This is a genomic window from Xanthobacter sp., from assembly GCF_041911315.1.
In the GTDB taxonomy this organism is placed as follows: Bacteria; Pseudomonadota; Alphaproteobacteria; order Rhizobiales; family Xanthobacteraceae; genus Xanthobacter; species Xanthobacter aminoxidans.
This window is the reverse complement of the sequence record NZ_JAYRPE010000059.1, coordinates 88,147-101,537: the sequence shown is the minus strand read 5'-3', so window position 1 is coordinate 101,537 and position 13,391 is coordinate 88,147. Positions and strand designations below refer to the sequence as shown.

The 13,391-nt window shown below is 66.9% G+C and carries 15 protein-coding genes; 5 read left to right on the top strand and 10 right to left on the bottom strand.

The window, feature by feature from the left end; genetic code table 11:
* Positions 1–24 precede the first annotated feature (24 nt).
* On the top strand, positions 25–291 hold the full coding sequence (locus tag ACE3QW_RS17675; RefSeq protein WP_374252875.1) for a DUF1150 family protein: 267 nt from the start codon (positions 25–27) through the stop codon (positions 289–291).
* Between the two features lie 84 nt (positions 292–375).
* Here ACE3QW_RS17675 and ptsN read toward each other — a convergent pair whose 3' ends face one another.
* The 4 genes from ptsN to ACE3QW_RS17655 form a co-directional block, all read right to left on the bottom strand.
* The gene (ptsN, locus tag ACE3QW_RS17670; RefSeq protein ID WP_029556172.1) at positions 376–840 is read right to left on the bottom strand and encodes a PTS IIA-like nitrogen regulatory protein PtsN; all 465 of its coding nucleotides are present in this window, start codon (positions 838–840) and stop codon (positions 376–378) included.
* Between the two features lie 396 nt (positions 841–1,236).
* Positions 1,237–1,821, bottom strand: coding sequence for a ribosome hibernation-promoting factor, HPF/YfiA family (gene hpf / locus ACE3QW_RS17665; RefSeq protein WP_029556171.1), 585 nt, complete (start codon positions 1,819–1,821; stop codon positions 1,237–1,239).
* Positions 1,822–1,998: 177 nt separating this feature from the next.
* Positions 1,999–2,550: a cytochrome b gene (locus ACE3QW_RS17660; RefSeq protein ID WP_374252872.1), complete on the bottom strand. Its 552-nt coding sequence runs from the start codon at positions 2,548–2,550 to the stop codon at positions 1,999–2,001.
* Complete coding sequence (locus ACE3QW_RS17655) at positions 2,507–3,319, bottom strand: RibD family protein (RefSeq protein WP_374252870.1); 813 nt, start codon at positions 3,317–3,319, stop codon at positions 2,507–2,509. The genes ACE3QW_RS17660 and ACE3QW_RS17655 overlap by 44 nt, the downstream gene beginning before the upstream one ends.
* Positions 3,320–3,448: 129 nt before the next feature.
* Between ACE3QW_RS17655 and ribA the strand changes: the two genes are divergently transcribed.
* Positions 3,449–4,561, top strand: coding sequence for a GTP cyclohydrolase II RibA (gene ribA, locus ACE3QW_RS17650; protein ID WP_250165385.1), 1,113 nt, complete (start codon positions 3,449–3,451; stop codon positions 4,559–4,561).
* Positions 4,562–4,647: 86 nt separating this feature from the next.
* Positions 4,648–5,403, top strand: coding sequence for an SDR family oxidoreductase (locus ACE3QW_RS17645; RefSeq protein ID WP_374252868.1), 756 nt, complete (start codon positions 4,648–4,650; stop codon positions 5,401–5,403).
* A gap of 90 nt (positions 5,404–5,493) precedes the next feature.
* On the opposite strand, the gene ACE3QW_RS17640 is transcribed toward ACE3QW_RS17645, so the two are convergent.
* The gene (locus ACE3QW_RS17640) at positions 5,494–6,279 is read right to left on the bottom strand and encodes a Bax inhibitor-1/YccA family protein (RefSeq protein WP_029556166.1); all 786 of its coding nucleotides are present in this window, start codon (positions 6,277–6,279) and stop codon (positions 5,494–5,496) included.
* A 318-nt stretch (positions 6,280–6,597) separates the two neighbouring features.
* Here ACE3QW_RS17640 and ACE3QW_RS17635 point away from each other — a divergent pair, with 318 nt between their 5' ends.
* Complete coding sequence (locus ACE3QW_RS17635; protein WP_374252866.1) at positions 6,598–7,380, top strand: hypothetical protein; 783 nt, start codon at positions 6,598–6,600, stop codon at positions 7,378–7,380.
* On the opposite strand, the gene ACE3QW_RS17630 is transcribed toward ACE3QW_RS17635, so the two are convergent.
* Complete coding sequence (locus ACE3QW_RS17630) at positions 7,368–8,294, bottom strand: DMT family transporter (protein ID WP_250165383.1); 927 nt, start codon at positions 8,292–8,294, stop codon at positions 7,368–7,370. The genes ACE3QW_RS17635 and ACE3QW_RS17630 overlap by 13 nt on opposite strands.
* 96 nt (positions 8,295–8,390) lie before the next feature.
* On the opposite strand from ACE3QW_RS17630, the gene ACE3QW_RS17625 reads away from it, so the two are divergent.
* Complete coding sequence (locus ACE3QW_RS17625; RefSeq protein ID WP_374252865.1) at positions 8,391–9,248, top strand: LysR family transcriptional regulator; 858 nt, start codon at positions 8,391–8,393, stop codon at positions 9,246–9,248.
* A 9-nt stretch (positions 9,249–9,257) separates the two neighbouring features.
* On the opposite strand, the gene ACE3QW_RS17620 is transcribed toward ACE3QW_RS17625, so the two are convergent.
* The 4 genes from ACE3QW_RS17620 to ACE3QW_RS17605 form a co-directional block, all read right to left on the bottom strand.
* On the bottom strand, positions 9,258–10,199 hold the full coding sequence (locus tag ACE3QW_RS17620; RefSeq protein ID WP_024276719.1) for an ROK family protein: 942 nt from the start codon (positions 10,197–10,199) through the stop codon (positions 9,258–9,260).
* Between the two features lie 121 nt (positions 10,200–10,320).
* The gene (locus ACE3QW_RS17615) at positions 10,321–11,811 is read right to left on the bottom strand and encodes a tripartite tricarboxylate transporter permease (protein WP_374252864.1); all 1,491 of its coding nucleotides are present in this window, start codon (positions 11,809–11,811) and stop codon (positions 10,321–10,323) included.
* Complete coding sequence (locus tag ACE3QW_RS17610) at positions 11,808–12,275, bottom strand: tripartite tricarboxylate transporter TctB family protein (RefSeq protein ID WP_029556161.1); 468 nt, start codon at positions 12,273–12,275, stop codon at positions 11,808–11,810. Before ACE3QW_RS17610 ends, ACE3QW_RS17615 begins: the two co-directional genes overlap by 4 nt.
* 63 nt (positions 12,276–12,338) lie before the next feature.
* Positions 12,339–13,313, bottom strand: a complete 975-nt coding sequence (locus ACE3QW_RS17605) for a tripartite tricarboxylate transporter substrate binding protein (protein WP_374252862.1) — start codon at positions 13,311–13,313, stop codon at positions 12,339–12,341.
* Between the last annotated feature and the right edge of the window lie 78 nt (positions 13,314–13,391).

The window sequence follows — 13,391 nt, the reverse complement described above, 5'->3', positions numbered from 1 at the left end:
TGCCAGGAGTAGAGGAGTAGATTGATGACCCACGATACCGAACACGAAGTCCTGTCGGACATCACCCCGGAGGCTCTGGCTGTCCTGGGCGGCGGCGAAATCGCCTACGTGCGCAGCATCAAGTCGGAGGACGTGCCGTCCCTGTTCCCGCAGGCGCCGGAGATCGCGCCCGGCATGACGTTGTTCACGCTGCACGCAGCCGATGGCACGCCCATCATGCTGACCGACAGCCGCGAGGCCGCGCTGGCCAATGCCATGCAGCACGAGCTGGTGACCGTCAGCGTGCATTGACGGCAGGAAGGCCGGTCAACGGGCAAAGGTTCTGAATTTTCCCGCCGGGTCGGCAACGGCCCGGCTTTTTGTTGCCGCTCGCGCTCAGGCGGCGTTTGAGGCCGAGGTGGCGGTGAGCAGTGCGTGCATCGCGCCGGCATCGCGCGTGGCCCGGAGCTTTTCCACAACATCGGGGTCTCGCAGCATTCGGGCAACCCGTGCCAACGCCTTGAGGTGATCCGCGCCGGCGGCTTCAGGGGCCAGAAGCAGGAACACGAGATCCACCGGCGCGCCGTCCAGCGATTCGAAATCGATGGGCTTCTCCAGCCGCGCGAACAGGCCGAACAGCTTGGTGAGACCGGGGAGCTTGCCGTGCGGAATGGCGATGCCGTTGCCGACGCCGGTCGAGCCCAGGCGCTCGCGCTGCAGCAGCGTATCGAAGATGTCCCGCTGATCGCGGCCCATCAGCAGGGCTGCATGGTGGGAGAGTTCCTGCAGGGCCTGTTTCTTGCTGCTCGCCCGCAGCATCGGAAACACTGCGTCCGGGGCAAGGAGGTCGGCGAGCGGCATCGATCAGGTCCCTGGGGCGAGCGGCCGAGGCTCGGTAAAGCGGCGGGCGCAAGGAACGGATCAAAGGCGGCGGCGCCCCCAAAGCGCCGATGCATTGCTCCGTCCCCATTCAAAACGCGGGAGGGTTGTCCCTCCCGGAGGTCTTCATGCGGCCTCCATCTAGCGTTAACCAGCCTCCGGCTCAAGCCGGGGCGGTATGCGCAGAGATTCGTTGGTGCGGGTCGGCGCTGTTCCGAAGCGTCCCGGCCCGCCCGCTTGGCAAGGCTCCGGCACGGCTTTCAGCATCTGCCCCCCGGCATTGCCATGACCCGAGAGGGCACCGTTCCCGCCCGGGCTCGACTTCCAAGATCTTTGGCGCGCATCGGGGAGCCTGCAAGCAGGCCCCCCGCGCGTGGTCTAGTGCAATTCCTCGGCGCCCGGGTCGATCCACCCCACGTGGCCGTCGGGCCGGCGGTAGACGACGCTGACCCGGCCATGGCCGGCGTGGCGGAAGACGACGACGGGAGCACCGGTGATGTCGAGCTCCACGACGGCATCCGCCACCGAGAGCGTGCGCAGGCGCGTCACCTGCTCCGCCACCACGGTCGGGCTCCAGCCGACGAGTTCTTCCTCGGTCTCGGTTTCGGGCGCGGCGCTGAGGATGTAGCTCTGGGCGGCATGATCGACACCATTGCCGTTGCCATGCCCGTGACGATCCTTGAGGCGCTGCTTGTAGCGGCGGAGGCGCTTCTCGATCTTCTCGACCGCCACGTCGGCGCAGGCATTCGGATCCTGCGCATTGCCGTGCGCCTGAAGGTTCACGCCCGAATCAAGATGAAGCATGCATTCGGAGCGGTAGCCGGAGCCGTCCCTCGTGACGGTCACGTGCCCTGACCATCCACCGTCGAAGTATTTTTCGAGGACTTCCGAGACCCGCTCGGTCAAACGCTGGCGAAGAGCTTCGCCGACGTCGAGATTCTTTCCGGACACGCGTAGGGCCATGCGATTTGATCCCCTATGAACGGTCCCGCGAGGGACCGTCTCATGCATTGCAAACCGGCCGGCTACCTAAAGAGGTAGGAGTGCTTCGCCGGCATGTCAACGGAAACAGCGGCCGGAAACCGAACGGTTTTTTGGGATCGCCAATCGTTAACGGAACGCGGCGCCTCAGCTCCTCGATCAGCGCGACAGGCCCGGCCACATGCGCGAGAGCACGCCGTCGCGCAGGATGACGCCATGCCAAAGGCCCGCCCCCGCGTGCATGATCACCAGCGCGGTCATGACGAAGCCGAGCCGCGCGTGCCAGTCGCCGAAGAGATCGGCGAGGGCGTCGTTCTTGGCAATGATGTTGGGCAGCGTGAACAGCCCGAAGATGCTCACCGCGCTGCCGAAGGCGTTGGAGGCCAGCCACCCGAGCATGGGCATGACGAAGATCAGCACATAGAGCGCGTAATGCACCGTATTGGCGACGATCCAGAGCGCCTTCGGCATGCCCTCGGGCGGGGCTGGAGGCGGATTGAGGATGCGAATCAGCACGCGGATCACCGCGAGGCAGAGGATGGTGAAGCCGATGGAGCGGTGGAGATCAAACAGCCGGTCCTGCGTGGGGCCGGAATCCATGTTCATCATGGCAAATCCCAGCGGGATCACGAGGATCACCAGGACCGCCATGATCCAGTGGATACGCCTAGCCGGCGGCGCGTAGGGCTCGTGATGAGACGTGCTGTTCATCGGGGGGATTGGCCTCCACTGGCGAAGGCGCGTCCCGCGGACCGGCACCGCGGGCGCTCTCCCGCAGATCGCACCGGAACAGGACGTCGCCATCGGCGAATACATGCACCTGCGCCTTCGGGCGCAGCGCGTGAGCCAGAGTGTCGCATGCCTTGCGGGACAAGCCGATGCGGCCGGCTCCCAGGATGACCGGGGACACGAAAACGTGAAGCTGGTCCACGAGGTCGGCTTCGAGGAAGGCTGAGAGGGTAGTGGGACCTCCCTCCACGAGGATGCGCCTGAATCCCTGCTGCACGAGTGACTCGAGGATCGCGCACGGATCGAACGCGGGACCGTCGTCCATCTCCACCAGGTCCACCCCCGCGGGAAGCGGAGCGTAGACACTCCGCCGCCGAACCACGAGCCGGCGCACGCCATCCTCGGCGAAACAGCGCGCATTTGGATCGACCCGGCCCGACGGATCGATCACCACCCGCGCCGGACTCACGCCGGCGATGCGGCGCACCGTCAGCAGCGGATCGTCCGCGCAGACCGTTCCCACCCCCACCACCACAGCGTCAACGGACGCCCGCAACGCGTGCAGGTGGTCGAGGGCATGGGGGCCGTTGATGTATTTCGACTCGCCTGAGGTGGTGGCGATGCGCCCGTCCAGCGATTGGCCGAGCTGGGCGATGACGTGGGGGCGCGGATTTACCGCCGCTTCCTGGTCCTGCACCGGATATCCACTCACTCGCTTGTGCGACCGGAGCCGCAGGGTCGTGTCATCCATCGGTCCTCGCCCGGCGTAAGCAGACAGTTCGATCAGGAACGCGTCATCATGCCGTTTGTTACGCTCCTGCCGATACGACAGATCGTTCGCGCCGTCGGCTGGTCGCGTTTCCCGCTGTGAGAGGTCAAAATGGCGTCCATCGTTGAAGGTCTTGGGTTTGCGCCGGACGCGGGGCGGCTTTCCGTGGAGCGCGCCATTGCCGAGGTCCGGTCCGCTCGCGCCGTTGTGATCGCGGCGGGTGACGTCCGTTTGGTGGTCGTGGCTGCGGAGGCGTTTGACGCGACGATGGCCGGAGTGCTCGAGGGCGCTGGCGCCGCTGATGCCAGCCTCGTGCTGGCGGCCCCGCGGCTGAATCGGTTGGGATCGCCTCGTGCCCAGGCGGGCGCGGTTGCCCTTCCGCATCTCGATATCGCCCGAGTGACAAGTCTGGCGCTCAAGCCCGAGACGCGGCTCGATGCGCCGGTCGCCCCGGCGACGCCTGCTCAAGTCGCTGCCCTGGAATTGCTCGCGCTCGCTTTGGTGCTGCCGGCGGCGGTGGTCTGCTCGGTACCGGAGGGTATGGCTGCCGGTCTGGTGACGGTGGAGGCGCACGACATCATGGCCTTCCGGGCCGCAGAGGTTGCGCGGCTAACAATTGTCGGGCGCGCGCCAGTGCCGCTCGAAGGCGCTCCGGAAACCGAGTTCGTCGTCTTTCGCGGTGGCGATGGACTGCGCGACCAGGTGGCGATCATCGTCGGCCGTCCGGACCTGTCGCGGGCGGTGGCGGTGCGGCTGCATTCCGCGTGCCTGACCGGCGATCTCTTCGGCTCGCTGAAGTGCGATTGTGGAGATCAGCTGCGCGACACGGTGCGACGGATGGCGCAGGGCGAGGGCGGCATCCTGCTCTATCTGGACCAGGAGGGCCGCGGCAACGGCATCTCCAACAAGATGCGCGCCTATGCCCTGCAGGCCCAGGGCTTTGACACCTACGATGCGGACGCCGCGCTCGGTTTCGACCTCGATCAGCGCCGGTTCGATTTCGCCGCCGCCATGCTCCGCCAGCTCGGCGTGTCCGCGGTTCGGGTGTTCACCAACAACCCGCAGAAGATCGAGGCGCTGAACGCGGCCGGGCTGGAGGTGGTTGCCGACCAGCGGGTGCTCGGTCGCCCGACGGCGGAAAATGTCCGCTATCTCGCCTCCAAGCGCGACCGCGCGGGCCATTACATCGATTTCGAGGCCCTCGCCGCCCGCGCGCCGGACTGAGATTGGCGCGCCCACCATCCGATCTGCCTTGTCGACGAGCTTCGAAACGATTTAGAACCGCCCGGCAAAAAGGCGGGAGGAAGCAAATGAGCAAGGCAGGACGAAAGGTCGCCATCGTGACCGGAGCCGGCTCGGGTGTCGGTCGGGCGGTGGCCGTGGGGTTGGCCGAAGCGGGCTATGCGGTGGCCCTCGCCGGACGCAGGCTGGATGCTCTGGAAGAGACCGTGGCGGCTCTCGGTGACGCGCCGAGCCTTGCCGTCCCGACCGATGTGACCGATCCGGATGCCGTGCGCGCCCTGTTCGCGGAGACCGTCGAGACGTTCGGGCGCCTCGACCTTCTGTTCAACAACGCCGGCACCGGCGCCCCGGCGATCCCGCTGGAGGATCTCACCTTCGCCCAGTGGCAGCAGGTGGTCTCCACGAACCTCACCGGCCCCTTCCTGTGCACTCAGGAGGCGTTCCGGGTGATGAAGGCGCAGGAGCCGCGCGGCGGGCGGATCATCAACAACGGCTCCATCTCGGCGACGGCACCCCGGCCGTTCTCGGCGCCCTACACTTCCACGAAGCACGCCATCACCGGGCTCACCAAGTCCACGTCGCTGGACGGGCGCGCCTATGACATCGCCTGTGGCCAGATCGATATCGGCAATGCCGACACGCCCATGGCGCAGAAGATGAAGGCGGGCGTGCCCCAGGCGGACCTCTCCATCAAGGTGGAGCCGGTGATGGATGTCGCGCATGTGGCGAGCGCGGTGGTCTACATGGCGAGCCTGCCGCTGGACGCCAACGTGCAGTTCATGACGGTGATGGCCACCAAGATGCCCTTCATCGGCCGCGGCTGACCCGTCGTCCGATCGTCGCGCGCAAGAAAAAGGCCCCGGCAATGCCGGGGCCTTCCTGTTTCGGGCGAGCTCCCCCAAGGGGGCGTCGCATCAGTTGTTGCGGTTGCCGAAAAGCTGCAGCAGCATCATGAACATGTTGATGAAGTCCAGGTAGAGCGCGAGCGCGCCCATGATGGCCTTCTTCCCCGCGACGGCGACGTCGTCGCCAGCGAAGTACATTTCCTTGATGCGCTGCGTGTCGTAGGCGGTGAGGCCCGCGAAAACCAGCACGCCGACCACGGACACGATGAACTGAAGCATCGTCGAGCCGAGGAAGATGTTCACCAGCGAGGCGATGATGATGCCGAACAGGCCCATCATCAGGAAGGAGCCCATGCCGGAGAGGTCACGCTTCGTGGTGTAGCCGTAGAGGCTCAGCGCACCGAACGAGGCCGCGGTGATGAAGAACACCCGCACGACGCTCTCGTGGGTGTACACGAGGAAGATCGTCGAGAGCGAGATGCCCACCAGCGCCGCATAGACCCAGAAGGTCAGCTGGGCGGCCGATACGCTCATGCGCTCGATGCGGAAGCTCAGGAAGAAGACCGCCGCGAGCGGGGCCAGCATCACCACCCACTTCAGCGGGCTCACGAACAGCGCGTAGCCGAACTGCGTCAGCATGATGCCGCCCGCGATCCGGCCCGCGGCGGACGCGGGATCGGTCGTCACCGACAGCATGTAGATGCCGAGCGCAGCAGCACCCGTGATGGCGAGGCCGAGCGCCATATAGTTGTACACGCTGAGCATGTACGTGCGCAGCCCCTGGTCGATCGCGGCCTGCGAGCGTGCCACCGACGGGTTGAAACGCCCGGCGACGTTGCGATCATAATCGGACATCGTCGTTCCCCTTGAAGAAATCTCAAACGTCCAAGACCGGCCGGGGCCGCGCCTGTACGTTCGCCGTCAATATGGTGGGTTCGCGTTGGGGCGGCAAGACAAGGCTGGATGAAATTTACGCAAGGTCACTTTACGTCAGGCGTGCCCTTACGCGGCGTTAAGGTATAGTTTCAACCCGCATGGGGTCAGGGCATGCGGATGGGGGATTATCTCAAGCACCGGATCAAGGCCGGGTGGGCATGTCTTGCCGCCGGCGGACTGGCGCGCGGAAAAATCCACTTCGGCAAATCGGCTTGCGATTGGTCCGGGTTCGGCCCCGTGCTCATCGCCTTGATCCTCCTTGCCGTTCCCGCGCCGGCGCGCGCTGGCGCTTGGACGCAGGAGGAGGGGCACGGGCAGGTGATCCTGCAAAGCTCGGCGGCCTATTCCGCGACCGAGTTCGGCCCGTCCTACGATCTCTACGCCAGCCGGCCCTACGACAAGGTGGAGGTCACTCTCGTCTTCGAGTATGGCGCGACCGACTGGCTGACGCTGATCGCGGCGCCGCAATTCCTCTATGTCTCGTTCGGCGAGCCGTCGCCCTCGTCCTATACCGGGCCGGGCTATCAGGATGTGGGCGCGCGCATGCGCTTGTGGCGGGATGAGGCGAGCGTAGTCTCGGCGCAGGTTGTGGGCCGCTTTCCGGGCACGGGCAATTCCCAGAGTGCTGCAGCGGTGGGGTACGAAGACCCCGAGATCGACCTCCGTCTGCTCTACGGCTTGTCTTTCACCATGTTCGGAAAAGCGGCCTTCCTCGATGTCCAGCTGGCCCAGCGCATGCGCTTCGGTCCGCCGCCGGACGAACTGCATCTCGACGTCACGCTGGGCTGGCGCGTCGCGGAGCGCTGGCAGCTGCTTGCCCAGTCGTTCAACGTGATCTCGGAGGGGGCGGGCACGGGGCCGTACTTCGGCGACTCCTACGAGTATTACAAGTTGCAGTTCGGTGCGGCCTACGATCTCTCGGCGGCCGTCACCGTGCAATTGTCCGTGGTCAGCACCGTTTTCGCCCGCAACGCGCCGCAGGAGAACGGCGTGGTGCTCGCCGCCTATTACCGTTTCTGAGCCGATGGCGTTGTCGTCACGAGGCGGATGCCGAGGGCGATCGGCACGATGCCGACGAGGTCGAGCGGCGGCACCGGTTCGCCCAGCAGCAGCCATCCGAACATCAGCCCGAGCGGCGGCATCAGGAAGTGCAGGGCGCTCGCGCGGGTGGCGCTGGTGCGGCCGAGGATGAAGAACCACAGGCTGAAGGCGCCGACCGAGCCCGCCAGCGTCAGCCAGGCGAAGGAGAGACCGAGCGACAGGGTCGGGTGGATGGACGCCACGTCCTCCCGCCACAGCGCCACCGGCAGCAGCGCGAGCCCGCCGGCTAGGGACTGGATGCCGCTGCCGACGAACAGGGACGCAGAGGTGCGCACCTTCTTGAACATGAGCGTTGCCGCCGTGAGCGCCAGCAAAGCGCCGACCACATAAGCGGTGCCCAGCGGGTCCTCGTGGCCGGAGACGATGCGCGAGCGCACCACGATGGCCACTCCAATCATGCCGAGGACGAGCCCGAGCAGCTTGCGCCCCGTCAGCCGCTCCCCCAGCAGCACCGCCGCGCCGAGCGCCGTCAGCAGCGGGTTGGCGGAGACGAGGACGGCCGTGAAGCCCGCCGACACATGGGTCATGCCCACATAGCTCAGGCCCAGATAGACCGCGTTGTTGAGGATGCCCATCGCCGCGAGCGCCGCGATATCGCGCAGGTCCAGGCGGCGGAAATGGGAGGCGGGCAGGAACAGCACGCAGCCGACGAGCACAAGCAGCCCGGCCGCAAGGAAGCGCCCGGACAGGAGCAGCAAAGGCGGGCAGTCCGCCAGCGCCACCTTGGCGACCGCAAAGGCCGAGCTCCAGATGATGCAGAACGCTGCGATGAAGACGGGCAGCAGCGCGTCTGTCCGGCGCGAGGCGACGAGGGGAAGGGGCGTGGCGGTCATGACATCTCCTGAACCGCAGAGAAGCACGCTCAGGCGACATTGAAAAATTGAATGATTTGATGTTGGATAGTGGAAATTCAAATATCAGGTGCAGCCATGTTGGACATGGATCTTCTCAAGGCGTTCGTCAGCGTGGTGGATGCAGGCGGCTTCACCCGCGCGGGAGAGCGTGTCCATCGCACCCAATCCACCGTGAGCCAGCAGGTGCGGCGGCTGGAGGATCAACTCGGCCACCAGCTTTTGAACCGCGATGCCCGTGGCGTCAGCCTCACGGCCGAAGGCGAGCGTCTGCTCGGCTATGCCCGGCGCATCCTCGCGCTTGGTGCGGAGGCTCGCGCGGCCCTGTCGGGTGTTGCCCCTGCGCGGGTGGTGCGGCTTGGCATTCCGGACGATTTCGCCCTTGCGGCCCTGACCTCCGTGGTGGCCGAGTTCGCGCGGAGCCGGCCCGCGGTGCGTCTCGCGGTGGAGTGCGGGCTGAGCTGCGATCTCGATGCCGGCTTCGCCCGCGGCGAGCTGGACGTGGTGCTGCTGAAGCGCGAGCCGGGGGCCGGCCCCGCGGTGGAGGCCTGGCCGGAGCGGCTGGTGTGGGTCTGCGGGGCGGGCTTCGAGCCGGACGAGGCGGTGGTGAGCCTCGCGGCTTTCCGGCAGGGCTGCCTTTACCGCAACCGGGCCGTCCACGCCCTGGAAAAGGCCGGTCGTTCCTGGCGCGTGGCCTATGAATGCCCGAGCCTGATCGGTATCGAGGCGGCGCTTGCGGGCGGGTTGGGGGTGACGGTCCTGAGCGATCTCGCGCTCAACCCGAAGCTCCGGGAATTGCCCACATCCGACCTCTGGCCGGCCATCCCGCCGACGGAACTCGCGCTTCGGGCTACGAGCAATGCGTGCTCCGCCTCGCGGGAGCTTGCCGGCCTGATCGCCGCCTTCTGCGGCCGGGAGGCCCGCGCCGCAGCCTGACCGATTGGGTCAGCACTCCACCAGCAGGCGGCGGCCGATCTCGCCGATGCCCACGAGGCCGGGGGTCGCGTGCATCACCACATGGATGGGGATCTGCGCGAGACGGTCGTGATAGGGCGGGTGCTCCTCGAACGCGGTGCGGAACGGACTCTCGGCGAAAAGATGCGCCATGGCCCGGCCCACGCCGCCGCCCACATAGACGCCACCCTTGGCATCCACGGCGAGCGCGAGGTCGCCCAGCACCCGGCCGAGCAGCCGCAGGAAGATGTGGCAGCTTTCCTTTTCCTGCCGCTGACCGTCCAGCGCCGCCTTGATGATGGCGTGGGAGGACAGGCTTTCGCCGGAGAGGATGCGGTGCAGGCGCACCAGTCCGGGACCGGAGAGCACGTGCTCCACCGACACCGGGCCAAGGTCGCGCACCAGATGGGCGACGATGCGGGCCTCGTCGGTCGTCACGGCGCCGAGGCGCATATGCCCGGCCTCGCTGGCCAGCACCTCGTAGCCGGCCTCGCGCGGCAGGATGAGGGCGGTGCCGAGCCCGGTTCCAGGACCGGACAGTAGCATGGGCGCGCCGGCGACCGCACGGCCGGTGCCCACCTCCAGCAAATCGTCGCGGGTGAGCAGCGGCAGCCCGTGGGCGAACGCCTCGAAATCGTTGAGCACCGAGAGCCGGCGAAAGGAGAGATCGGCCGCGAGCTTCTCCGTCGAGAAGCGCCAGTTGCGGTTGGTCAGCCGCACGTCGTCGCCGTCGATGGGGCCGGCAACCGCCAGTGCCCCGCAGCTCGGGGCCTCCCCGCTCACGGACGCGAGGTAGGTGCCCAGCAGATCCTCGAGCGAGGCATAGGAATCGTTGGCTTCGAGCCGGACATCGAACGGGATGCCGTCGGCACCGGCCCGGGCGACCCGGGTGGTTGTACCGCCGATATCCGCAAGCAGGACTGTGGGAGCCATTGGAGAGTCCGATGATGGAGAGCTTCTACTGCGCCAAGCGTGGCCGCGACGCAAGCGTGCCGGCTTCGCCTTTGCCGGCAGGACCTCAAGCCCGGCGGAGCCGATGCGGTTCCCCGATGCCTCAGGTCGCGGCCGCGCGCCGTCGCTTCAGCGCGCCCCAGATGGGCAGGCAGAAGATCAGCAGCGTCAGCACGCCGAGCCCGCCCGCGATGGGTCGCTCGAAGAAGGCGAGGAGGTTGCCGTCCGCCTTGATCATGGAGGTGACGAAGCTCTCCTCCAGCATCTTGCCGAGCACGATGCCCAGCACGCATGGGGCAATGGGAATGTCGTGCTCTTCCATGAGGAAGCCGAGCACGCCGAACACCAGCATCAGCACCACGCCATAGGCCGAGTTGTTCACCGCATAGGCGCCGACGATGCAGAACAGCAGGATGAGCGGGATGAGAATGCGCCGCGGGAAACGCAGGAGGGCGGTTCCCGCCTTCAGCGCGGCGAGGCCGAGGGGGATCATCGCGAGGTTGGCGATGATGAAGATGATGAAGACCGCGTAGATGGATTCCGGGTTGTTCAGGAACAGGGTCGGACCGGGATTGAGCCCCTTGAGATAGAGCACCCCGATGACGATGGCGGTGATGCTGTCGCCCGGAATTCCGAACACCAGCGCCGGCACCCAGGCGCCGGCGAGGGCCGCATTGTTGGCGGACGTGCTCTCGATGATGCCTTCCACATGGCCGGTGCCGAACTTTTCCGGTGTCTTCGAGAACTTCCGGCTCATGGCGTAGGACACCCAGGCGGCGATGTCCGCGCCGGCGCCGGGCAGGATGCCGATGGCGGTGCCCGTGATGTTGCCGCGGATCTGCTGCGGCCAGTATTTCACTATGAGGTGGCCCCAGCCCTTCAGCGGATTCCCGAGCGAGGTCTGGCGCACCGACCAGTCGGGCGCGCCGGCCGCCATGGTGCGGATCACCTCCGACATGGCGAACAGGCCGATCATGGCCGGGATGAAGTCCACGCCGCCGAGCAGGTTGGAATTGCCGAAGGTGAAGCGCGGCACGCCGGCCGGATTGTCGATGCCGATCTGCGACACGAACAGCCCGAGGAAAAGCGACACCAGCCCCTTCACCGGGGAGCCCGAGCCGATGAAGATGGCGCAGGCGAGCCCCATCAGCGCCAGCCAGAAATATTCGAACGAGGAGAAGCCCAGCGCGATCTCCGCGAGCAGCGGCGCGGAGACGATGAGGATGGCCGTGCCGAACAGGCCGCCCAGCGCCGAGAACAGCACGTTGGCACCGAGCGCGACTTCCGCCTCGCCCTTGCGGGTCATGGCGTAGCACTCGTCGGAATAGGCGGCCGAGGCCGGCGTGCCGGGCATGCGCATGAGCGTTGCCGGGATGTCGCCGGCGAAGATCGCCATGGCCGAGCAGGAGATCATGGCGCCCACGGCGGGGATGGGGTCCATGAAGAAGGTGATCGGGACGAGGAGGGCGATGGCCATCGTCGCCGTCAGGCCCGGTATGGCGCCGACCACGAGGCCGAAGGCCGACGCGACGAGGATGGTGAGCATCACGTCCCAGCGCAGGACGAGGTCGAGGCCGGCGAGCACGGCATTCATGGCAGGAAGCCTTCCACGAGGCCGCGCGGCAGCGGGACGCGCAGGAACATGTTGAAGGAGAGGTAGGTGAAGAGGGCCGTCGCCAGCGCAATTCCGATCGCCTGCGCCACCGGCACCCGCACCACGAGAAAAAGGCCGGTCAGGACCACGGTCGCCGTGGCGACGAAGCCGATGAGCGGTGTCAGCACGATATAGGCGAGGACAAGGGCGATCGTCGCCGCTGCCCTGAAGCTGGCGCCGGGCGTGCGCACCCATGTGGTCTGCGCGAGCGGAAATGGCCCCGCGCGAACCGAGCCCACCGTCAGGATGAAGCCGCAGGCGGCAAGGCCTGCGGCTGTCAGAACGGGGAAGACATCCGCGCCGTAAGCCTGCCCCGGTATGGGTGGCAGCCCGGATGCGGCCGAGAACAAGACGGCAGCCCCCGCGAGCAGCAGCAGGCCGAGGATCAGGTCACTGAAGCGCATGATGCGGCTCCGGCGTCGCGGGGAGGAAGCGGCGGCGAGGGCCGCCGCGTTCAGGAGCCGTCGCTATTTGGCGAGACCGACTTCCTTCATGACGGCGCCGAGGGAGGCATCCGCCTTGGCCATGAACTCGGCGAAGCCGGGGCCGTCCGCATAGCGCCCGCCGAACCCGCGATTGGTGAGGAAGTCCTGATATTCCTTGCTGTCATAGACCTTCTTGAGGGCCGCCTGGAGCTTGTCCGAGGCCGCCTTGTCGAGGCCCTTGGGGGCGGCGAAGCCGCGCCATGCGCCGATGGTCCAGCTGCTGCCGGTGGCTTCCTTCAGGGTGGGAATATCGGGCATCAGCTTGGAGCGCTCGCTCGCCATGATGGCGAGGCTCTTCACGCGCTTGGCGTCGATGAGCGAGCGCGCCTCGGGGATGGAGCAGGTGACGACCTGCACGCCGCCCGCCACGAGGTCCTGCAGGCCGGGCGCCGCGCCGTTGGAGGGCACCCACGGCACGCTCTTCGGATCGAGCTTGAGCGAGGACAGCATTCCGGCGAGGGCAAGGTGCCAGATGCCGCCCTGACCGGTGCCGGACGCCTTGAACTTGCCGGGGTTGGCCTTGATGTCGGCGATCAGGTCGTCGAGCGTCTTGTAGGTGGCGTCCGTACGCACCTGTACGCCGGCGGGGTCCTCGTTCATGAGGGCGAGGGGGGTGTAGGAGGCGCCGGTGAGCTGGGTCAGGCCCTGCCAGTGCATCATCCCGATTTCGACGGTGATGATGCCGATGGTGTAGCCGTCCGGTGCCGCATCGGCGATGGCCTGATGACCCACCACGCCCTGCCCGCCGGTGCGATTCACCACCGCGATGGGCTGACCCAGATCCTTCTCAAGAAGCGAGGCGACGATGCGCGCGACCGCGTCGGTTCCGCCCCCGGCGTTCCACGGCACGATGAGCGTGATGGGGCGATCGGGGTAAGCCGCTGTCGCAGCGTTCGGTGCAATGGCGGCAAAAGCCGACGCTGCGAGGGCAAGCCCCGCCATCATAAACCGGCGCATGGTGTCTCTCTCCCTGGCATTCGGCTTCTCTGGCCGAAATCTAATCGTTTTGAATAACTGTAGGTCAGTGCCTCCTCG